The organism is Mycobacterium sp. NPDC051804 (genome assembly GCF_044452905.1).
Taxonomy (GTDB): domain Bacteria; phylum Actinomycetota; class Actinomycetes; order Mycobacteriales; family Mycobacteriaceae; genus Mycobacterium.
In genome coordinates this window covers 79,183-98,818 of record NZ_JBITCD010000003.1, presented here as the reverse complement: position 1 = coordinate 98,818, position 19,636 = coordinate 79,183, and the positions used below count along the sequence as shown (strand labels likewise).

20 protein-coding genes are annotated in these 19,636 nt (G+C 64.9%); 8 read left to right on the top strand and 12 right to left on the bottom strand.

What is annotated here, in order from left to right:
* Positions 1 to 5 precede the first annotated feature (5 nt).
* Positions 6 to 2,345, bottom strand: coding sequence for a CoA transferase (locus tag ACIA48_RS11560; protein ID WP_396730941.1), 2,340 nt, complete (start codon positions 2,343 to 2,345; stop codon positions 6 to 8).
* 75 nt (positions 2,346 to 2,420) lie between these two features.
* On the opposite strand from ACIA48_RS11560, the gene ACIA48_RS11555 reads away from it, so the two are divergent.
* A complete protein-coding gene (locus tag ACIA48_RS11555; RefSeq protein WP_396730939.1) occupies positions 2,421 to 3,230 on the top strand; it encodes a FadR/GntR family transcriptional regulator in 810 nt (269 codons plus the stop codon).
* Between the two features lie 9 nt (positions 3,231 to 3,239).
* Positions 3,240 to 3,956, top strand: a complete 717-nt coding sequence (locus ACIA48_RS11550; RefSeq protein ID WP_396730937.1) for an SDR family NAD(P)-dependent oxidoreductase — start codon at positions 3,240 to 3,242, stop codon at positions 3,954 to 3,956.
* An 8-nt stretch (positions 3,957 to 3,964) separates the two neighbouring features.
* On the opposite strand, the gene ACIA48_RS11545 is transcribed toward ACIA48_RS11550, so the two are convergent.
* The 4 genes from ACIA48_RS11545 to ACIA48_RS11530 are packed head-to-tail and all read right to left on the bottom strand — an operon-like array spanning position 3,965 to position 6,930.
* Positions 3,965 to 4,393 (bottom strand): hypothetical protein, encoded by a 429-nt coding sequence (locus tag ACIA48_RS11545; protein WP_396730935.1) that lies wholly within the window; start codon positions 4,391 to 4,393, stop codon positions 3,965 to 3,967.
* Positions 4,377 to 5,528: an amidohydrolase family protein gene (locus ACIA48_RS11540; RefSeq protein ID WP_396730933.1), complete on the bottom strand. Its 1,152-nt coding sequence runs from the start codon at positions 5,526 to 5,528 to the stop codon at positions 4,377 to 4,379. The genes ACIA48_RS11545 and ACIA48_RS11540 overlap by 17 nt, the downstream gene beginning before the upstream one ends.
* A complete protein-coding gene (locus ACIA48_RS11535; protein ID WP_396730931.1) occupies positions 5,525 to 6,577 on the bottom strand; it encodes an amidohydrolase family protein in 1,053 nt (350 codons plus the stop codon). Before ACIA48_RS11535 ends, ACIA48_RS11540 begins: the two co-directional genes overlap by 4 nt.
* Entirely contained in the window at positions 6,574 to 6,930 is a 357-nt protein-coding gene (locus ACIA48_RS11530; protein WP_396730929.1) for a Rieske (2Fe-2S) protein, read from the bottom strand. The genes ACIA48_RS11535 and ACIA48_RS11530 overlap by 4 nt, the downstream gene beginning before the upstream one ends.
* Before the next feature lie 85 nt (positions 6,931 to 7,015).
* On the opposite strand from ACIA48_RS11530, the gene ACIA48_RS11525 reads away from it, so the two are divergent.
* Both ACIA48_RS11525 and ACIA48_RS11520 read left to right on the top strand, forming a co-directional pair.
* The gene (locus ACIA48_RS11525; protein ID WP_396730927.1) at positions 7,016 to 8,224 is read left to right on the top strand and encodes a cytochrome P450; all 1,209 of its coding nucleotides are present in this window, start codon (positions 7,016 to 7,018) and stop codon (positions 8,222 to 8,224) included.
* Complete coding sequence (locus ACIA48_RS11520) at positions 8,221 to 9,378, top strand: NDMA-dependent alcohol dehydrogenase (RefSeq protein WP_396730925.1); 1,158 nt, start codon at positions 8,221 to 8,223, stop codon at positions 9,376 to 9,378. Before ACIA48_RS11525 ends, ACIA48_RS11520 begins: the two co-directional genes overlap by 4 nt.
* Before the next feature lies 1 nt (position 9,379).
* Here ACIA48_RS11520 and ACIA48_RS11515 read toward each other — a convergent pair whose 3' ends face one another.
* From ACIA48_RS11515 to ACIA48_RS11485, 7 genes are read right to left on the bottom strand one after another with little or no spacing between them, the layout of a single operon-like run.
* Entirely contained in the window at positions 9,380 to 10,915 is a 1,536-nt protein-coding gene (locus ACIA48_RS11515) for an acyl-CoA synthetase (protein WP_396730923.1), read from the bottom strand.
* A 21-nt stretch (positions 10,916 to 10,936) separates the two neighbouring features.
* The gene (locus ACIA48_RS11510; RefSeq protein WP_396730922.1) at positions 10,937 to 11,800 is read right to left on the bottom strand and encodes an enoyl-CoA hydratase/isomerase family protein; all 864 of its coding nucleotides are present in this window, start codon (positions 11,798 to 11,800) and stop codon (positions 10,937 to 10,939) included.
* 24 nt (positions 11,801 to 11,824) lie between these two features.
* Positions 11,825 to 12,064 (bottom strand): lipoyl domain-containing protein, encoded by a 240-nt coding sequence (locus ACIA48_RS11505; protein ID WP_396730920.1) that lies wholly within the window; start codon positions 12,062 to 12,064, stop codon positions 11,825 to 11,827.
* On the bottom strand, positions 12,057 to 13,055 hold the full coding sequence (locus tag ACIA48_RS11500; protein ID WP_396730918.1) for an alpha-ketoacid dehydrogenase subunit beta: 999 nt from the start codon (positions 13,053 to 13,055) through the stop codon (positions 12,057 to 12,059). Before ACIA48_RS11500 ends, ACIA48_RS11505 begins: the two co-directional genes overlap by 8 nt.
* A gap of 11 nt (positions 13,056 to 13,066) precedes the next feature.
* Positions 13,067 to 14,005, bottom strand: a complete 939-nt coding sequence (locus ACIA48_RS11495) for a thiamine pyrophosphate-dependent dehydrogenase E1 component subunit alpha (RefSeq protein ID WP_396732732.1) — start codon at positions 14,003 to 14,005, stop codon at positions 13,067 to 13,069.
* 38 nt (positions 14,006 to 14,043) lie between these two features.
* Positions 14,044 to 14,364 carry a hypothetical protein gene (locus ACIA48_RS11490; RefSeq protein WP_396730916.1) on the bottom strand — a complete coding sequence of 107 codons (321 nt, stop codon included), beginning with the start codon at positions 14,362 to 14,364 and terminating at the stop codon, positions 14,044 to 14,046.
* 13 nt (positions 14,365 to 14,377) lie between these two features.
* Entirely contained in the window at positions 14,378 to 15,244 is an 867-nt protein-coding gene (locus tag ACIA48_RS11485; protein ID WP_396730915.1) for a mycofactocin-coupled SDR family oxidoreductase, read from the bottom strand.
* An 88-nt stretch (positions 15,245 to 15,332) separates the two neighbouring features.
* Here ACIA48_RS11485 and ACIA48_RS11480 point away from each other — a divergent pair, with 88 nt between their 5' ends.
* Genes ACIA48_RS11480 through ACIA48_RS11465 form a run of 4 tightly spaced genes read left to right on the top strand, consistent with a single transcriptional unit; the run spans position 15,333 to position 19,605 of the window.
* Positions 15,333 to 16,490 carry an acyl-CoA dehydrogenase family protein gene (locus tag ACIA48_RS11480; protein WP_396730913.1) on the top strand — a complete coding sequence of 386 codons (1,158 nt, stop codon included), beginning with the start codon at positions 15,333 to 15,335 and terminating at the stop codon, positions 16,488 to 16,490.
* Positions 16,487 to 17,560, top strand: a complete 1,074-nt coding sequence (locus ACIA48_RS11475) for an acyl-CoA dehydrogenase family protein (protein ID WP_396730911.1) — start codon at positions 16,487 to 16,489, stop codon at positions 17,558 to 17,560. The genes ACIA48_RS11480 and ACIA48_RS11475 overlap by 4 nt, the downstream gene beginning before the upstream one ends.
* The gene (locus ACIA48_RS11470) at positions 17,557 to 18,777 is read left to right on the top strand and encodes a CaiB/BaiF CoA transferase family protein (RefSeq protein ID WP_396730909.1); all 1,221 of its coding nucleotides are present in this window, start codon (positions 17,557 to 17,559) and stop codon (positions 18,775 to 18,777) included. The genes ACIA48_RS11475 and ACIA48_RS11470 overlap by 4 nt, the downstream gene beginning before the upstream one ends.
* Before the next feature lie 9 nt (positions 18,778 to 18,786).
* Positions 18,787 to 19,605 carry an enoyl-CoA hydratase-related protein gene (locus ACIA48_RS11465; protein ID WP_396730907.1) on the top strand — a complete coding sequence of 273 codons (819 nt, stop codon included), beginning with the start codon at positions 18,787 to 18,789 and terminating at the stop codon, positions 19,603 to 19,605.
* The last annotated feature ends 31 nt before the right edge of the window (positions 19,606 to 19,636 follow it).

Here is a 19,636-nt window from a genome sequence, read left to right as displayed (position 1 = left end):
CCGACTCACAGACCTTTCGGTCTGGTGCCGATGACACCGTCGGCCGCAAGGCGTTCCAGATCGGCCTCCGTCAGCCCACACAGCTCGGTCAAAACCTCGCTGTTGTGCTGTCCCAGTCTCGGGGGTGGACGGTGCAGCCAGGTGTCGACGCCGTCGGGACGGGCGAACGGCGGACACGGATACAGACCGGGTCCGGTGCTCGGGTGCGTGAGCGGCTCGAAGAACCCCCGGTGTGCCAGCTGCGGATTGTCGATCACCAGGGACGGCGAAATCACCACGGCCGCTGGAATTCCGGCCGCCACTAGTTGCTCGACGACCGTCACGGCGTCCTGCGTGGCGAGCCATGTCGCGGGGTCAGCGTCCGCAGCACCCATCAGCGCCGCGAGCGCGCCCCGTTGGGCATCGGTGCGCACGGTCACGGCGATCCAGCTGTCGTCGCCGGCACACCGGTAGATGTCCTGCGACTCGCCGGGGTGGTGCCCCTGGTTGCCGCGCCGCTCCAGGATCGATCCGAACACCTCGAATTCCATTGGCTGCACGGCGGTCACATTGAGCACGCTCTCGACCATCGGCACCTCGACGAGCTGGCCGCGACCGGTGCGGTCGGTGAATTCGAGCGCCGCCATGAGCGCGAACGCCGCGTGTGTCCCCGCGAGCGGATCGCAAGCGCCACGCGGGGCCACCGGCAGTCCGTCGGGCATGCCGGTGACCCAGGCGAGGCCGGCGATCTGCTCCATGGTGGGCGCGAAACCCACCCTGTCGCGCCACGGACCGGTCAGGCCGAAGGCCGGCATGCGCACCATCACGAGCCGCGGATTGATTTCGAGCAATGCGTCTGCACCGAGCCCGAATTGATCCATCACGCGCGGTGAGAAGTTTTCGATCACCACATCGGCCTGCGCGATCAGTGTCTTGATCAAGCCGATACCGTCATCGGACTGCAGGTCGAGCGTGACCGACCGCTTGTTGGTGTTCATGGCGTGAAAGACCCAGCCGTACTCCCACCAGTCGTCGACGTCCTTGCGCATCCCACCCGAGTAGCGGATTCCGTCCGGCCGCTGAATCGACTCGATTTTGATCACGTCGGCCCCGAACGCCGCCAGCGAGTGCGTCGCCGACGGTCCCGCCCAGAAAGCGGTGAAGTCGATCACCCGCAGACCGGCCAACGGACGCCCGGCCGTCGCTTTCGTCGTCGATTGTCTTGGCTCCCATAGAGGTTCGGCATCGGAGTCGCCGATACCTGGTGCAGTGCGAAGCGCCGCCGGCGCGGCGAGGGACATCAACCACGGCGGACGCGGCTGCCGGAACCCACCCGGGTTCTCCACGTACACGCCGCGCTCCTGCAAGTGGTCCATCTCGCGAACTGTGGCGCCGTTACCCAGCGCGGCCAGCGGCAACCTGAACAACTGGCCCAGTTCGACAATCTCCGCGACGGTGCGCTCACGCATCCACGGGTCTATCCGCTCGCGGATCCAGTCGCGGTAATCCCAGCGCCCGATCTGGAATTGCAGTTGCGGCACCTCGGTGAACTCCGGGCAGTCCACCATCGCCGCGAAGTCCAGCCATTGCTGCCCCGTCACCATGCTGATGCCGACGAAACCGTCCTTGGCCGGTTCGATCGAGGGCACTTCGACCGAGCGCCGGACGTGTGGCGCCTTCAGCAGTTGCGAGTGCAGCCACTCGCCGCTCTGCATCAGCGTGATCGCCTCGAGCATCGACAAGTCCAGATGGACGCCCCGGCCGCCGCGGCTGACCCCGCGGCGGGCGGCGAGCGCCCCATAGGCCGCCCAGACGCCGCCCTGGTACTCCCCTAGGTCGCCGCCGACCGAAATGGGCGGACCGGACGGATCGCCGCGAAAACCTGTGAGTCCACTGTCGGCCTGCAGCGTGAACTCCGTCGCGGGGCGCTCGGCCCACGGACCCGTCCAGCCGAAGTCGGAGATCGTGACGATGACGAGCTTTGGCGCTTGTTCCAGCAGGCGCCGCGGGTCGATTCCGCTCTCAAGCGCGGCGGATCGGGTCCCGGTGTGGATGACGATGTCGGCGGCGGTGAGCAGCTCGTCGGAAATGCTTGTCACGCTGCGCTTCCCGGCGTTCAGATACGCGAACAACGGCGCGTCCGCACCGTCGGGTAACTCGGCACCCGACGCGGTGAACCGGCGCAACGGGTCGCCGCCGACAGGTTCCACCGTGATGACGTCGGCACCCGCGTCGGCCAGCAATTTCCCGCAGTACGCGCCCGCGATACGATCACTGATCTCGACGACGCGCAGATCATGCAGCGGCGTAGGTACGACATCCTCTACGTCACTCACTCGCTGGAGCCTCCCTGGTTTCTTTGTCATATTAGTAACTTTTGTCAGATAGCGACGACGTACACCCCAGGTAGCGGGCATTTCACTGTTAGCATTGTTGGCGATATGACCACTTTGGGAATTGGCCCCGAGGCTCGCCGCCGACTGGGTTCGCGCCGAACGGCCGAGATCGTCGCCGACGAACTTCGCCGGCAGATCATCGACGGCGAGCTTGCCGACGGCGATCTGCTGCCGCGCCAAGAGGTGCTCGTCGAGCAATTCCGGGTCAGCCTGGTGTCGTTGCGGGAAGCTCTGCGGATCCTCGAGACCGAGGGTCTCGTTTCTGTGCGCCGCGGCAACCGCGGTGGCGCCGTCGTCCACGCGCCCGCGAAAGCCAGCGCGGCATACATGCTCGGACTGCTGCTGCAGAGCGACACGGTTCCGCTCTCCGATCTGGGCGCCGCACTGCAGGAGCTGGAGCCGATGTGTGCGGCGCTGGCGGCACGGCGTCCCGACCGTGGCAATGAACTGGTTCCCAAGCTCAAAGAGATCAACGCGTTGATGGCCGAACGCATCGAGGACGGACCACAGTTCACCGAGATCGGTGGGCAGTTCCACGACGAGGTCGTCCGGGGATGCGGCAACCACACCATGATCGCCGTCGTGGGAAGCCTCGAGACGCTGTGGACGGGTCACCTGAACTGGTGGGCGCAGGAGACCACGGCGCGGGGCGAATACCCGTCGATGAGTCAGCGCCGCGTCGCGATGTCCATTCACAACAAGATCTCCGATGCGATCGAAGCCGGCGACGGTGAGCGTGCCCGCAAGCTGTCGGCGCGTCACATCGCAGATACCCAGACCTACTTCAGCGCAGCCGATCCCGAGCAGCGGATCGTGGCGCTGTCGCCGCAGGCGCTGGCCCGACGCAACCGCTGACGGTGCCGAGTGCGTAGCGCCCTGGTGACCGGCGGCAGCGGTGGAATCGGAAAAGCGTGTGGGCGCAAGCTCGCCGAGCTCGGCTACGACGTCGTCCTGACCGCCAGGCGCGAGGAACCTCTGCGCGCCGCGGCCGCGGAGATCGGTGCGCGCTACGCCGTCGCCGACGCGGCGCAACCCGAGACGTTCGCACCCGCGGTGGATGCGCTGGACGAGATCGACCTCGTCGTGCACGCGGCGGGCATTCTGGGCGGAACCTACGCTCGCAAACAGACTTTCGATCAGTGGCGCGCGACGATGTCGGCGAACCTGGACTCGTGTTTCGTGGTGACGTCCAAGGCGCTGCCGAAGATGAAACCTGGTTCGCGCTTCGTGTTCATCTCATCGTCGGCAGCGCACGAGCCGATGCTCGCGCGGACAGCGTATTCGGCGTCGAAGGCAGGCATGAATGCGTTCGCAGGTGCGCTTGCGCGTGAGGTCGACCGCGACGGCATCAACGTCCACATCGTCACACCCGGACCCGTCGAGACCGAGATGCTGCAGGATGTGCCGTTCGAGATGTACGCGATTCGCGCGGCCGATGTCGCCGACGCCGTGGCATGGCTCGACACCCTGGACCCGTCAGTCGATCTGCCCGAAATCCGTTTGCACGCAATCACGCGCGGGCCGCACGCTCGCACGCCCGTGGTTCCGCTGGAGGCCGAGCGACGCACCGCCAAGCAGTGATTTCGCACTCATTCGGCGAGGTGCACCTGCGATTCCATCTGGTGGAAGATGCGCAACCGGTCGCCACGGCGGACCAGAAGCCACGTGATCCAACTCGCCCCCTTGCGTTCACCGTCGGCTTCCATACCGGCGAGACGCCAGCGGCTCAGCACGATGGCGCGTACGACCGTGTCATCCACCACGTCGAACTCATGGAGTGTCGACGACACAGTTGCCGACCTGAGCCGCCCCGCCACCCTCGCCCAGTGCCGTTCCAGTTCGTCGTTACCGATCACCGGCGCCGCGTACTCGTCGCCGACGTAGATCGGCGCCGGGTCGCCATTCGACCAGAGGTCGCCAACCGCAACGAAATCCAGGGCCGACCATCGCTTGTCGTAATCGCAGACCAGGTCGGTCAATGCCGATTCGACAGCGCCTTCGTCAGACGGCGACGTCACCTGCGCCCGGAAGTTCGGAGGGCAGCGCCTTGACCGTGGCGGGCAGGCCGTAGAGCAACGTGGCGTTGCCGCGCATGATCCGCTCACGTTGGTCCGCCGGGAACCGTCTGATCGCCCAGTCCGGCGAGTCATAGCTCCAGTGCGGGTAATCGGTGGAGAACATGATGTTGTCACCAAGGTCCATCATGTCGAGGTACTGGCGGTAGACCCCGAGGTCGACCTCTTCGAGCGGCTGCGTGGTGAACCGCACGTGCTCGCGGACGTAGTCCGACGGCTTGCGGCGCACGTGCGGCAGATCTGCCTTGCGCTGCTCCCAGATTCGGTCCATCCGCCACATCGCGGGCAATGCCCACGTGAAGCCACCCTCGACGAATACCACTCGAAGATCGGGATGCCGATCGAAGGCGCCGTCGAACACCAGGCTCATCAGATGCGACACGTATAGCAGTGGCCAGGACGCGAAGAAATCGTGCCAGTGCGCGGGGTTGCCGACCGGATAGATCGGGATCAGCTCGAACGGTGTCTGCCCCATCAGGTGGGTCGCGACGGGAAGGCCATTGCGCGCTGCGGCCTCATACATGGGGTCGAAATGCGGACTGCCGAAGGGGATCCCTCGCGTCTGCGGCGTCATCAGCACTTCGGCCATGTACGGATGGCCGGCCCAGCGTTCGATCTCGCGTGCGGCCGCGGCCGGGTCCTGCGCGGTGACGCTGATCGCGCCACGCCAGCGGCCGTGCCAGTTGGCCTCGCCCAGCCACACGTCGGCGAGCCAGTCGTTGTGGGTGGCCTTGAGAACGTCTTCGGCCTGCGGCAGCTGTGCATCGCACATCGGCTCTAGCACAGCGATACTCACACCGGCATCAACCAGCAGCTGCTTGGCCGCGAAGTCCGGATCACTGCCCGCGACACCCCCACCCGGCGGGCTGGCATCGACCCGCAGTGAGTTCGTCTTGTACGAATCCGGGGTGTCGTAGAAGTGCGGAACCGCGGAGACGGCATTGCCCGTCGGCCACAGTTTGTCCTTCCACTCCGCGGGCGCATACGTCTTGAGCACTTCGGCCGACACCGGCAGCGGATGGACGTCGGTGTCGACGATCGTCACCGCGATGTCCTGCACATCCTCGACGGTCGTCATATCAGGCTCCCTTCGACCTCCGTGACCCCATAAAGATCACTTGCATTGCGCCACAGCACTTTCTCTCGCTGGGCATCGTTGAGACCGGCGACGACGGCGTCGGGTCTCGTGGCAGACCAGTGCGGGTAGCTCGACCCGTACAGCAGAAGGTCGGCCTTGTTCGTGAAGTCCAGCCACTGTTCGGCCTGGGTTTCATCCGTCGGCCCGTCCAGCGCCGACGAGCAGAACCGGACGTGGTCGCGCAGATACTCACTGGGAAAACGGTCCACCCAAGGCGTTTGGTCCCGCATCGACATCCAGAACGTGTCCAGCCGCCACATCAGCGGCGTGAGGATGTCGTAGCCACCATCGGCGAACACGAACCGCAGGACGGGATGCCGGCCGAACATGCCCTCGACGATCAGCGTCGCCAGGTGAACGAACGAGTTCAGCGGCATGAACGCCGCGTAGCCCGGATAGGTGTAGGCATGGCCGGCGAACGTCGGCGCATGGTCGACGCCGTTGCCGCCGTTGATGTGTACGGCCACCGGCAGCCCGTGCGCGGCAGCGGCTTCCCAGATCGGTTCGAACATCGGCTTGCCGTACGGTTCGCGCGACTGCATCGGGACACCGACCTGAACCATCTTCGGGTGCCCGGCCAGCCGCTCGATCTCGGCGACCGCGCCTTTGACGTCCTCGGGGTTGACCCGGATGGTGCCGCGAAAACGGTTCGAGGTGTCGGGGTCCAGCCAGCGGTCGAGCAGCCAGTCGTTCACCGCCGCGCAGATCCGGCTGTTCAGCAGATAGTCGGCGATGTTGCCGCGCGTCAGCGGGTTGAGGATCGCGTAGTCGACCCGGTTCTCGTCAAAGAGGTGGTGCGCCATGGTCTCTGGGTCCGAGCCTGGATAGCCGTCGCCGTACAGGTCCTGGCGGTAGTCCCCGCCCGGCGCCTGGTACCACTGCTGCTCCACATCGGGGATGGCCCGCAGTTTGTGCGGCGCCGACAGGTATCTCCGGATCTCGGAGTTGAACCGGAAGTGCGGCTGGACATTCGCGTCGATGATCGTCATGCCGTCAAATACACCTGTCCGTCGGCGACGTCCACCTCGTACGTGCGCACTCGCTTCTTCGGATCCGCAAGACTCGCCCCGGTGGTGATGTCGAACTCCCACTGATGCCACGGGCAACGCGCGATCTGGCCTTCACGCACATGGCGGATCTGGTCAGGCATCTCGGGGTCGTACTCGGTGGTGCCTCTGACATACCCAAGGCACAGCGGCGCGCCCTCGTGTGAGCAGTAGTTCGCGATCGCGTAGAGCGAGCCGTCGATGTTGTAGACACCCACTCCGAACTTCCCGGCCTGGACCAGCTTCATGGTTCCCGGAGGCAGGTCTTCGATCGCACACACCGGTTGGCGCTGCATATGACCTCCTCTTCCCTTGACCTAGAATACTAAAATAGTAAAGATAGAGCCAACGACTTGCCAGAGGCTGCCGCGGGAGGCATGTGTGACAACCAGCACGGATTCGCATGACCAGCCGACCGCCCCTGATTTGGTGAACGATCCCTACCCGTACTTCGACCACATGCGCAGGACAGCGCCGGTGTGGCGGGGCACGCTCATGGAGAGCGACCTCATGCCGGAGGAGCTCAAGAACCCTGAGAATTGGACCCTGTTCGACTTCGACAGCGTCTTCACCGCTTTCCGCGAGGACACGGTCTTCGCCTCGGAGATGTACAACCAGACCATTGGACTGGTCTTCGGGCCGACGATTCTGGGCATGGCGGGCAAGCAGCATCACGACCACCGCAGCCTGGTGAGTAAGGCGTTCAAACAGAGCACTCTGGCCGCATGGGAACCCGAGGTCATCGACCCGATCTGCGATCAGCTGGTCGACGAGTTCAAAGATGCGGGTGAGGTCGATCTGGTCAAGGCGGTGACGTTCGAGTTCCCCACACGGGTCACCGCGGCGCTGCTGGGTCTCCCGCAGGAGGATCTCGAGATGTTCCGGCGGCTCTCGCTGGACCTGATCTCGATCACCGAGGACATCGAGGCCGGCCTCAACGCCTCGGTCGAACTGGGGACCTACTTCCAACAGCAGGTGGACCAGCGTCGCACCACACCGACCAACGATGTCATCGGCGATCTGGTCGCCGCGGAGGTCGACGGCGAAAAGCTCACCGACGAGGCGATCATCTCGTTCCTTCGACTGCTGTTGCCCGCCGGTCTCGAGACGACGTACCGGTCATCGGGGAATCTGCTGTACCTGCTCCTCACCCACCCCGAACAGCTCGCGGCGGTGCAGCAGGATCGCGACCTCATTCCCGCGGCCATCGAAGAGGGCATCCGTTACGAGACACCACTGGTTCTGGTGGCGCGCAACACCACTCGCGATGTCGAGATGCATGGCCAGACGATTCCGGAGGGCGCGTCGATCACCTTGTGTATGGGCGCGGCCAATCGCGACGACAAGCGGTGGGACAACCCCGACGTGTTCGATATCCACCGTCCGCGGCGGGCACACATCTCCTTCGCGGGTGGCATTCACAGCTGCCTCGGGATGCACCTGGCGCGTGTCGAGACCAAGGCGATGCTGACGAGCCTCTTCGACCGTTTGACCGATTTCCAACTAATCGCCGACGAGGATACGAAGATTACCGGCATGCCATTTCGATCGCCCAAGCATCTGCCCGTCACGTTCCGACCCCTCTCGTGAAAACTCGCGCGGCGATCCTGCACGACATGGGTCAGCAGTGGTCGGTAGAGGAGTTCGAGCTCGACCCGCCGAAGGCCGGCGAGGTGCTCCTCGAGATGGCCGCGGCCGGGCTGTGCCACTCCGATGAGCACATCCGCAACGGCGACATGTCCGCCTCCAACGAGGTGATGCAGTCTTACGGGCTGCCGTCGATGTTCCCGTTGATAGGTGGCCACGAGGGTGCGGGCGTGGTCCTCGAGGTCGGCGCGGGCGTCACCGACTTCAAGCCGGGTGACCACGTCGTGACGTCGTTCGTCGCAGTGTGCGGCAGTTGCCGGTGGTGCAACTCCGGCATGGAGTACATCTGCGATATGGGCGCCCAGGTGATGATCCCCGGCATGCCCACCGACGGTACGTTCCGCCATCACACGGCCGACGGCCGCAATTTGGGCCATCTGTCCAAGGTCGGCGCGTTCTCGAAACACACTGTGGTGTCGCCTGATTCGATCGTTAAGATCGACCCTCACTTGCTGCTGTTGCCGATGGCACTGCTGTCCTGCGGCATCCCCACCGGTTACGGATCCGCGGAGAACCGCGCCAAGGTGCGCACCGGAGACACTGTCGTGGTGATCGGCGTCGGCGGTATCGGCACGGGCGCGATCCAGGGCGCCCGCATCAACGGCGCCGCGCAGATCATCGCCGTCGATCCGGTGGAGTTCAAGCAGAAGTCCGCGCTGGGATTCGGCGCCACCCACAGCGTCGCGTCCACCGAAGAAGCCGCCGATCTGGTTCGCGATCTGACCGCAGGGGTGATGGCAGACAGCGTCATCGTCTCCCCCTCGTTGATCACCGAGGACGATGTGCAGCCGGCGCTGAGCCTGACGCGTAAGGGCGGCACCTGTGTGCTGACCGGGATGACCAGGCAGCTGACGAGTTCGATCGGGATCAATCTGCAGGAGTTCATCCTGTGGAACAAGAACCTCGTCGGCACCGTGTACGGATCGTGCAATCCGCGCGTCGACGTACCCCGCTTCGTCAAGCTCTACGAGACGGGTCAGCTGCAACTCGACGAGATGATCACCCGGCGCTACCGGCTCGACGAGATCAACGACGGTTACCGCGACCAGTTGAATGGCGAGATCGTCCGCGGCATCATCGATTTCAGCCTCGACTGAGTCAGAGGATGCGCGACGCGCGGCCCTGCCAGTAGCGCTCCCGGATGCGCCGCTTGTAGAGCTTGCCATTGGGATCGCGCGGCAGTTGCGGGTCGAACTCGATCGTGCGCGGGCACTTGTACGTCGCGAGATGCGATCGGCAGTGGTCGATCAGTTCGGCCTCGAGTGCAGGCCCAGCCTCGACTCCCTCGACGGGCTGGACGACGGCCTTGACCTCCTCGCCGAACTCGTCGTTGGGCACACCGAACACCGCGGCGTCGACGAGCTTGGGGTGCATCACGAGGAGGTTCTCGACCTCCTGCGGGTAGATGTTCACTCCGCCGGAGACGATCATGAACGTGGACCTGTCGGTGAGGTACAGGTAGCCGTCCTCGTCGACGAAGCCCATGTCCCCCAGCGACCGCCAGCCACGGTCGTTGGACACGGACGCGGTCTTGTCCGGGTCTTTGAAGTATTCGAACGCCGGTCCGCCCTCGAAGAACAGCTCCCCCGACTCGCCGACGGGAACCTCGACACCCTCGTCGTCCAACACATGCACCGGTGTGATCGGCTGACCGACCGATCCCGGATGCGCCAACCACTCCTCGGGCCCGATACCGGTGCCGGCGAAACCCTCTGTCCCCCCGTAATACTCGTGGATGACGGGACCAAACCACTCCATCATCTTGTATTTGACGTCGACCGGGCACGGTGCCGCGGCATGGATCACGCATTGCAGGCTCGACACGTCGTAGGAGCTTCTGACGGTTTCGGGCAGCTTGAGCATCCGGACGAACATCGTGGGCACGAACTGCGCATGGGTGACGCGATGCTTCTCGATGAGCCGCAACACCGCCTCGGCGTCGAACTTGCGCATCAGAATCGAGGCGGCACCCACCCGGTGCACCGCCATCGTGTAGTTGATGCCCGCCGCGTGGTACAGCGGTGCCGGGGAGAGGTAGACGCTCGACGACGTCATGTCGTAGCGCTGGCCCAGTGAGTATTCGAGCACCTTCTGCGCCCACGACCCCTGCCCGTCGGTCGGCAGTGGCCGCCGAACGGCCTTCGGCCGCCCCGTGGTTCCCGAGGAGTAGAGCATTTCGGTGCCGTCAGAAATCGGTGGCGCCGAGCCCGCGGATGCCAGCGCCTCGGCGTAGGCGGTCCAGCCCGGCAGCGTGGCGCCGACGCTGATGTGGACCTCGACGCCCGGATTCGCCTCGAGAATGTGCGCAGCCAGTTCAGGCATCGACTCGTCGACGAACACGGCCTTGGCTTCGGAGTCATCGATGACGTAGGCGACTTCATCTGCCGTGAAGTGCGTGTTGACTGCGCTGTAGTACAACCCCGAAAGCTGGCAGCCCCACGTGATCTCGAAGAACTCCGGCCGGTTCGGCAACACCAGCGCGACGCCGTCGCCGTGCCGTAGCCCTGCCTCGTACAGCAGAGCCGCCACCCGCTGGCTCCTGGCGTAGAGCTCGCCGTACGTGATCGTCTCACCGTCCGCGACGACCACGGCTGCAGAATCCGCGGCCGCCGTCGCGTGGTCAGAGATGTTCAAGTTCTCAGTCCCTGGAGGACTTTACGTGGCATCGCCGTTCTTGGAGGCCGCCGCCTGCCGCTCCGCCATCTCCGACGGCAGGATCTTGTCGGCGAACACCCGCTGGATGAGGTCCTGAACGTCCCGGCTGACCGACGCGAGGGCAACGAGATCGTTGGAACTCTGCCAGTGCACGCGCATGCCCATCATCTCCCACGCCCGCTTGATGTTGGCCTTGGTGGCCAGCAGCGTGGTGAGCGGGGCCTGAGCGATGTGGCGGGCGATCGCCTCCACCCGCGCCTCCAGATCTTCCCGCTTGACGACCTCGTTGATGAGGCCGTATTCGAGAGCCTTTTTCGCGTCGACGTTTTCGGCCGTATACAGGTAATACGATGCGCGCCGCCAGTTCATGAAAACCCATGGCTCGATCGAACATTCACCCGACGGCATACCGAACCCCTGCAGTGGCGGATACGAGAAGTAGGCGTCCTCGGAAGCAATAGCGATATCGGTGGTCAGACCGTAGTGCGTGCCGCCACCGACGCAGTACCCGTGGATCTGCGAGATGGTGGGCTTGGAAAACTCCCACAGGTTCAGGATCGGCTTGACGAACAGATCGGTCTGAGGTTTCCACGGCATACCGGTGGCCTTGAAGCCCTCGACGAACTCCGGGTAATCGACGGCGTTGTTGCCGATGGCGTGCCCCGAGCAGAAGCCCTTGCCGTTGGCCTTGATGATCAGAACCTTGATGTCGTAATCGCGGTCGGCATCACGAAGCGCATCGTCGATCTCCTCGACCTGCTTCTGGTCCTGGGCGTTGGCCTTCTCCGGCCAGTTCAGGGTGATCTTCGCGATGGGGCCGGTCTTCTCGAAGATGATCCGTTCGCGAGTTTCGTTGATGTCCATGGATGAATTCCCTTTCCACTACTTTCAGATGCCACGAATGCTGCCGATTTCAGCGCCGATGTCGTAGGTGGTCCCGATTTCGCCTGTCCAGTTGACGGTGCCCGATGCTCCGGCTTCGATCTCCTGTTCCACCTTCTCGGTGGCCACAGTGAAGAGCGGGGCGCCTTCCTCCACGTGCTGGCCGTTCTCGACCAGTAGCTCTGTCAGCTCGGCTTCAGAGACCGCGACCGACGTACGCGGAATACGAATGACGAAGTCAGCCATGCGCGCCCGCGGTGGCCAGGGTCCGCTGCACGGCCTCGACGATCCGTGCTGCCGACGGATAGAGCTGCGCCTCCAGCGCCGCCGCTGCCGGCGTGGGAACGAACCGTGCTCCGACGCGCTCGATCGGCGCGGTGAGCTGACCAAAGCATTCTGCCTGCAAGGTGGCGACGATCTCCGCGCCAGGTCCCGCGAACTGGACGGCGTCGTGTACCACGACCGCGCGGCGAGTGCGCCGCACCGATTCGACGATGGTCTCGACGTCCAAGGGCACGAGCGTGCGAAGGTCGACAACCTCGGCGTTGACACCCTGCTCCTGCAGCTGTTCTGCGGCCTTCAGGCATTCCAATACGCTGCGCCCATAGCTGATCAGGGTGACGTCCGAGCCGGGCCGCTTGACATCGGCCTGGCCGAGCGGAATCGCGAACCCGGGATCCGTTGGGACCGCGCCCTTCTGCCCCTGTAGACGAATCGTCTCGACGAACAGACACGGGTCTTCGTCGAAGATCGCCGATGTCAGTAGGCCTTTACCGTCGCGCGGCGTCGAGGGAACGATCACCTTCATTCCCGGTATGTGCATGAACCAGGCTTCCAGCGTCTGGGAATGCGTTGCCCCGGTGGCGAGTCCGCCGTACACCTGGGTACGGACAGTGATCGGAGCCGTCGTGCGTCCAGCCGTCATGAATCGCAGTTTGGCGGCGCTGTTGATCAGCTGGTCGGCAGCGATGCCGATGAAATCCATGATCATGATCTCGGCGACCGGCAGCAGCCCGTCGATCGCGGCGCCGATAGCAGCACCGACGATGGCGGCCTCCGAAATCGGCGTGTCCAGCACCCGGTCGTGGCCGTATTTCGTCGACAGCCCGGCGGTCGGGCCGGACGCGCCGGGATCGGCGATGTCCTCACCGAGCAGGAACACCCGGTCGTCGGCTGCCAGCGCCTGGTCGAGCGCGAGGTTCAGCGCCTCGCGCATGGTCATTTCTTTCTCGTCCATCAGCGTCTCCCTCAGACCGGGTAACGGATCGGGGACGCGTACACGTCGCGGTCGAGTTCGTCCATCGACGGCGCCTCGGCACTGATGACCGCCTTGAGCGCCTCTTCGACCTTGATGGAGGCGCCTTCGTCGATGCCGCTGAGCTCGTCGTCGGTGCAGACGCCGCTGTCGATCAAGTACTTCCGGAACCGCGGTACCGGATCCGCCTCCATCGCCGCCGAGAGCTGATCCTTCGGGATGTAGGGCATACGGTCGCCGAAGTAGTGCCCGCGGAAACGGAAGGTCACGCACTCGAGGAAGGTGGGGCCGTCGCCATTGCGCGCTTTGCCGATCGCCTCGGCCAGCACATCCAGCACCGCCAGCGGGTCATTGCCGTCCACCTGGACACCGGGCATGCCGTAGCCGGCCGCCCGGTCGGCGACGCGCGTGAGCTTCATCGTGTCGTGGGTGGGCGTCATCTCGGCGAAAAGGTTGTTCTGACAGACGAACACGATTGGCAAGTTCCACAGTGCGGCCATGTTCGCGGCCTCATGGAAGGAGCCCGTGTTTGTGGCGCCATCACCGAAACTGACGACCGTGACTCGGTCCAGACCCTTACGTTTGGCCGCCATCGCAAGCCCGACCGCGACGGGTGGTCCGGCACCGACGATGCCCGTCGCGAACATCACGCCGTTCTCGGGTTTGGCGATGTGCATGGTGCCGCCCTTGCCGCGGCTGGCGCCCACGGTGCGGCCCATCATTTCGCCGTAAATCTCTTCCAGCGGAACGCCTTTGCCGATCAGGTCGTGCAGCCCGCGATAGGTCGTCACCAGCTGGTCGTCGTCACGCAGAGCGACACCCATCGCGGCGCCGATCGCCTCCTGCCCGCGCGAGGGCCAGTACACGCACATGAACTCGCCGGTTCCGATTCCTTTGGACAACCTGTCGTCGGCCGCCTTCATCAGCACCATCAGCGCATAGATGCGCCGCTGCAGATCTGTCGAATAGCTCACGGGCCCAGCGACCCGATCTCGCGGTACACCTTGGGAATCGGCTTTGGATCCATGGCGAGGTTCTCGAGGCCGGTCATTGTTCCGCTGGCGCCGAGTTCCCCGAGCCGCGTTACAGCCGCATCCAGGTCGTCGCAATCCAGTTCGTAGATCGCGATGAACGGTCCGTCACCATCGTTGGGTGCGAACCGGCGCGCCGAGACGATGCCGTCGACCGAGAGGATCTGCGCCAGATGTGTGTCGTTGTACCACTTGTGGTACTCCGCTTCACGATCAGACGAAACCGGCATCGTCTCGACGTACATGATTCCCCTTGGCATATCCACACCTCCGCTATGGGCCCGACCACGGCTTGATTTTCAGGAAACCGCCCGCGTCGACACGCAACTGCTGGCCGGTGACGTAACGGGCGGCGTCGCTGGCCAGAAACAGCACGGCTTCGCTGATGTCCTCGGGCTCCACGTACGGAATCGGCATCCCCTGGATCATCGGGAAGACGATTTCGGCATCCTCGCGCGTGGGATTCGGCAGATCCGGTCGAAACGCCTTGTACATCGGCGGGCTGTGCAGCATGTCGGTGTTGACGTTGGTCGGGTGCACGGCGTTCACGCGGATCTGCTCGGGCGCCAAGGTGCGGGCGAGATCGTTGACGTAGTGCGCGACAATCTGTTTGGCGAACGCGTAGCCCGCTCCACCGGGTCCGCCATCCATGCCGCTGGTGTTGACGGCCGTCGCCATGAACGCCGCGACAGATCCGGTGGCGATGACGGAGGCACCCGCGTGGAGGTGCTTCATGCTGGCGTGAATGAGGTTCATGACGCCGATGAGGTCGACGTCGACCGCGTCGACGAACGCTTGCGGCGGCAGCCCCGCGGTCATCGGGCAGATCCCGGCGTTGGCGACCACGATGTCGAGCTGTCCGAACTCTTCGACGCCTCGGTCGATCGCCGCCGCCAGCCCGACACGGTCGCGGACGTCGGCGATCTCGGTGTAGGCGCGCTGACCTTCCTTTTCGACCAGTCGCGCGGTCTCGTCGAGGTCCTCCGGACGCGCCAGCGGGTAGTCGTTGGTCTCGATGTCGGCGCAGATGTCGACGGCGATGATGTCAGCGCCCTCCGCGGCGAGCGTGCGCGCGTGTGAACGTCCTTGGCCACGGGCAGCTCCGCTGACCAGGGCCACTTTGCCCGTAACCCTGCCCATGACCGAACCTCTCTGCCAGTACGCCAGCGGTGGCTATACTACCTAAAATTATAAAGAAACCAATCAGGCCGATCCCGAACAGGAAACCGTGGACTTCTCATATCCGGCGGAGGTGGAGCCCTTCCGCAAGGAGCTGCGGGCGTGGCTGTCCGCCAACCTGACTGATGAGGTGACGACCGCAGACCGGCGCCGAGGGCGCGATCCGCAGGCTTTTGAGACTCTTCGGGCGTGGGATGCGGCGGTGGCCGACGCGGGCTGGGGTGCGGTTTCGTGGCCGCAGGAATACGGCGGCCGCGGGGCGACGGTGCTCGAGCAGTTGGTCTACGCCGAGGAAACGACGCGGGCACGAGCTCCCATGCCGCTCAACGTGATCGGCATGAACAACATTGCCCCGGCGATCATGCAGTACGGCACCGAGGATCAGATGCGTCGGCTGCTCCCCCGGATGGTGCGGGCCGACGACATCTGGTGTCAGGGCATGTCCGAGCCCGAGGCGGGATCCGATCTGGCGTCGCTGCGAACCCGCGCGGCGCGTGACGGTGACGACTTCGTCGTCAACGGCCAGAAGATCTGGACATCGCTGGGCCACCGGGCCGACTGGTGTCAGCTGTATGTGCGCACCGACCCGGACGCCTCCAAACACAAGGGCATCTCCTGCCTCATCGTTGACATGAAGTCGCCCGGCATCGAGGTGCGGCCGCTGGTGACGATCAACGGGGCCGCCGACTTCGCCGAGGTGTTCTTCACCGACGTGCGCGTACCCGCCGATGCCCTGCTCGGTCCGCTCAACGCGGGTTGGCAGGTCGCCACCACCACGTTGAGCCACGAGAGGGCCGGCGCCGCGCGGTTGTACGCGCAGATGGAGATGCAGCTGGCCGACCTCGTGGCCGACCTCGGCGAGCACGTCGTTGACGGCAGACCGGCGCTGGAGAACAGCGCGACGCTCTGTCGGCTCGGTGACGTCGCTGTCCGCATCAAATACCTCGAGTACTTGTGCAAGCGCTCGATATCGGCCATGTTGCACGGCGGCGATGCGCTCGGCTCGGCCAGCCTGGCCAAGAGTGTCTGGGCCGAACTCGGCCAGGAACTCGCCGAGCTGGCGTTCGACGTGTTCGGACCGCTCGGCAGTGGCGGCCGGTGGATGGACCGTCGACTCTCGTCGCGTTCACTGACCATCGCCGGTGGGACAACCCAGATCAACAAAGGCATCACCGCGACCCGAGTGTTAGACCTGCCAAGGCGATGAACCTCGAACTCAGCGACGAGCAGACCGCGCTGCGAGACACCCTGCGGCGTTACCTTACCGAAAAGGCAAGCCTGGCAACATATGTACGCCCGCAGCTCGACGACAAGGTCGCGGGGGCCGATTCGGTCTGGCGTGGGCTGGCGGCGATGGGCGTGACGGGCTTGCTGGTGCCTGAAGAATGCGACGGCGCGGGCATGACGATGGTGGAAGCCGGAGTGGTCGCCGAGGAACTGGGAGCTGCGCTGTACCCGGGTCCGTGGTTGTCCACGGCCGTGGCCGCGACGCGAGCACTCGTCCGCACCGGCACTGACGGCAATGCCGTCGGACTGTTGAACCACATCGCGGATGGTTCCGCCATCGCCACCGTCGCGTCCCTGTCCGGTCCACGGCCGACGGCAATCGACGAGACGAGACTGCACGGCAGCGTCGACTGCGTGCCCGACGCCGACGACGCCGACGTCATCCTGGTGTTCGCCGGCGAACCCGACGGCATCGGGTTGTACTCGGTCGACACGTCGTCCGCGGGACTGACCATGACACCATGCGCCAGCGTCGACCCGACACGCGTGATGGCAGACCTCGTGTTCGACAATGCACCCGCCCGACGGCTGGGCCCCGTGTCGGAAGACGCGATGAATGCGGTCGTCGACGACGTGGTGATCGCATATGCCGCCGACGCGCTCGGGGCAGCGACCGCGGTGATGAACCTCGCCATCGAATACGCCAAGGTGCGAAAGCAATTCGATCAGCCGATCGGAAGCTTTCAAGCCGTCCAGCATCTGTGCGTCGACATGTACGAGGCAGTCGAACTCGCGCGGAGCGGCGTCATCCACGCGCTGTGGGCCGCCGACGCGGCCGACCCCGCGGAGCGCCATCTCGCCGCACTGCGCGCCAAGGCCTTCGCCGGGCGGCTGACCAAGGTCGGCGATACGGCGATCCAGGTGTTCGGCGGTATCGGCTTCACCTGGGAGCACGATGCGCACCTGTATCTGAAGCGACTGTTGGGCTGGAGCGGATTCCTCGGTTCACCCGACCGGTATCTCGAAGAAGTCGGGAAGGGGCTGCAATGACCGGAGTTCTCAGTGGTGTGCGAGTCGTCGAATTGGCTTCGTGGACATACGTTCCCTCGGCCGGTGCGGCGCTCGCCGACTGGGGCGCCGACGTCATCAAGGTGGAAGACGTCAAAGCGGGAGATCCGGGCCGGGCGCTGGTCATCGGTGGCTTCACGAAAGAGAACGCCCGCGCGCACATCGATTTCATCCTCGAGATCGGCAACCGGGGAAAGCGCAGCATCGCTCTCGACATCAAGTCCGACACCGGTCGTGAATTTTTCGGGCGACTGCTCGCCACCGCGGACGTGTTCCTGACCAACTGGCTGCCCGGACCACTGGAACGGGCGCGGCTGACCGTCGACGACATCCGCTCGTTCAATCCGAACATCATCATCGCGCGCGGCACCGGCACCGGGGTGCGTGGACCCGACCGCGACAAGGGTGGTTTCGACGCGGCCACCTACCTCTCGCGCGGCGGGGTGTCTTACACGATGACGCCGTTCGGCACCGAGACGCCCGCGGTGCAGGGACCCGGATTTGGTGATCTGCAAGGCGGAATCACGCTGGCCGGCGGCGTGTGCGCCGCGCTGTTCCACCGCGAGCGCACCGGGGAGCCGAGCATCGTCGACTCGTCGCTGCTGGCGCAGGCGATGTGGACGATCGCCCCGTCGATCTCGGTCGCTGACCTCTTCGACATGGACGGTATCCCAGGCGCACCACCAGGCTTGGCGATCAATCCGCTCGTCAACCGCTACAAGACGCGCGACGGCCGGTTCCTGCAACTCGTGTTCCTGCAGCCCGATCGCTACTGGGCCGGCTTCGTCGAGCGGATCGGGTTGCCGGAGTTGGCCACCGACGAACGCTTCGTCCCGTCAAGCAACCTGATCGCCAACACGCCCGAGGCGTGCGCACTCATCGGCGAGGCCATCGCTAGCCAGGATCTGGACCACTGGCGCGAGGTCCTCGCCGACGAACCCGGTGTCTGGGCCGCGCTGGCCACCCCGAAGGAAACCCTCAACGATCCGCAGGTCAGGCCGAACGGTTACGTCGTACCCAACGTGGACGACCAGGGCAACGAGTACCAGATCGTCGCCGCGCCAGTTCAATTCAACGAAACACCGCCCGCAGCCGCTCGCGCGCCCGAACATGGACAGCACACCGAGGAGATCCTGCTGGAGCTCGATCTCGACTGGGATGACATCTCGGCGGCCAAGGACAGCGGAGCAATCCTCTAGGAGACGGCAATGGAGTTCGAAGCGGTCATCTACGAGCGCGAGCCCCCGATCGCGCGGATCATCCTCAACCGCCCAGAGAAGGCCAACACCAAGGACGCGCAACTCGTCCAAGAGGTCGACGCCTGCCTGCGTGAGGCCGACCGCGACAAGGAGATCAAGGTCGTCATCCTCAAGGCCAACGGGAAAGGGTTCTGCGGCGGGCACGTCGCGCGGTGGGGTCCGGACGAGAATCCCTACCCCGATTTCGGGGACACGTTCGAGGACCTCTACAAGGGCACCGCCGACCTGTTCCTCTGGCCGACGCTGTACCTGTGGGAGTTCCCGAAGCCGACGATCTCGCAGATCCACGGCTACTGCATGGGCGGCGGGATCTACCTCGGCCTCCTCACCGACTTCTGCGTCGCATCGGAGGATGCGTACTTCCAGATGCCGCTGGCACAGAGCCTCGGCGAGCCCGGCGGCCACACCATGATCGAACCGTGGTTACTGATGAACTGGCATCGGACCATGGACTGGCTGCTGTTGGCGCCCACGCTGTCCGCGCAGGAGGCGCTGGAATGGGGTCTCCTGAACAAGGTGGTGCCCCGCGATCAGCTCGAGGACACCGTCGAGGAGATGGCCCGCAAGATCGGCCAGATTCCGCTGACCACGTCGATGGCGGTGAAGAACAATGTCAAGCGGGCGTATGAGCTGATGGGGATGCGGGTGCATCTCCAGGTCAGCCACATCCTGACGAACATGGTCGGCGCGGCCACCGATGTTCAGGAGCGACGGCGGCTGCTGATCGAATCCGGTAAGAAGCCACGGGATTTCACCGCCGATTCCTAGCGAATCCGGCGCGTAAACCCACCGCGGCGGT

Coding starts and splice junctions, on each gene's coding strand:
- ACIA48_RS11560 (WP_396730941.1), bottom strand. CDS start 2,345: ATGACAAAGAAACCAGGGAGGCTCCAGCGAGTGAGTGACGTAGAGGAT.
- ACIA48_RS11555 (WP_396730939.1), top strand. CDS start 2,421: ATGACCACTTTGGGAATTGGCCCCGAGGCTCGCCGCCGACTGGGTTCG.
- ACIA48_RS11540 (WP_396730933.1), bottom strand. CDS start 5,528: ATGACGACCGTCGAGGATGTGCAGGACATCGCGGTGACGATCGTCGAC.
- ACIA48_RS11535 (WP_396730931.1), bottom strand. CDS start 6,577: ATGACGATCATCGACGCGAATGTCCAGCCGCACTTCCGGTTCAACTCC.
- ACIA48_RS11530 (WP_396730929.1), bottom strand. CDS start 6,930: ATGCAGCGCCAACCGGTGTGTGCGATCGAAGACCTGCCTCCGGGAACC.
- ACIA48_RS11510 (WP_396730922.1), bottom strand. CDS start 11,800: ATGGACATCAACGAAACTCGCGAACGGATCATCTTCGAGAAGACCGGC.
- ACIA48_RS11505 (WP_396730920.1), bottom strand. CDS start 12,064: ATGGCTGACTTCGTCATTCGTATTCCGCGTACGTCGGTCGCGGTCTCT.
- ACIA48_RS11500 (WP_396730918.1), bottom strand. CDS start 13,055: ATGGACGAGAAAGAAATGACCATGCGCGAGGCGCTGAACCTCGCGCTC.
- ACIA48_RS11495 (WP_396732732.1), bottom strand. CDS start 14,005: ATGGTGCTGATGAAGGCGGCCGACGACAGGTTGTCCAAAGGAATCGGA.
- ACIA48_RS11490 (WP_396730916.1), bottom strand. CDS start 14,364: ATGCCAAGGGGAATCATGTACGTCGAGACGATGCCGGTTTCGTCTGAT.
- ACIA48_RS11485 (WP_396730915.1), bottom strand. CDS start 15,244: ATGGGCAGGGTTACGGGCAAAGTGGCCCTGGTCAGCGGAGCTGCCCGT.
- ACIA48_RS11475 (WP_396730911.1), top strand. CDS start 16,487: ATGAACCTCGAACTCAGCGACGAGCAGACCGCGCTGCGAGACACCCTG.
- ACIA48_RS11470 (WP_396730909.1), top strand. CDS start 17,557: ATGACCGGAGTTCTCAGTGGTGTGCGAGTCGTCGAATTGGCTTCGTGG.
- ACIA48_RS11465 (WP_396730907.1), top strand. CDS start 18,787: ATGGAGTTCGAAGCGGTCATCTACGAGCGCGAGCCCCCGATCGCGCGG.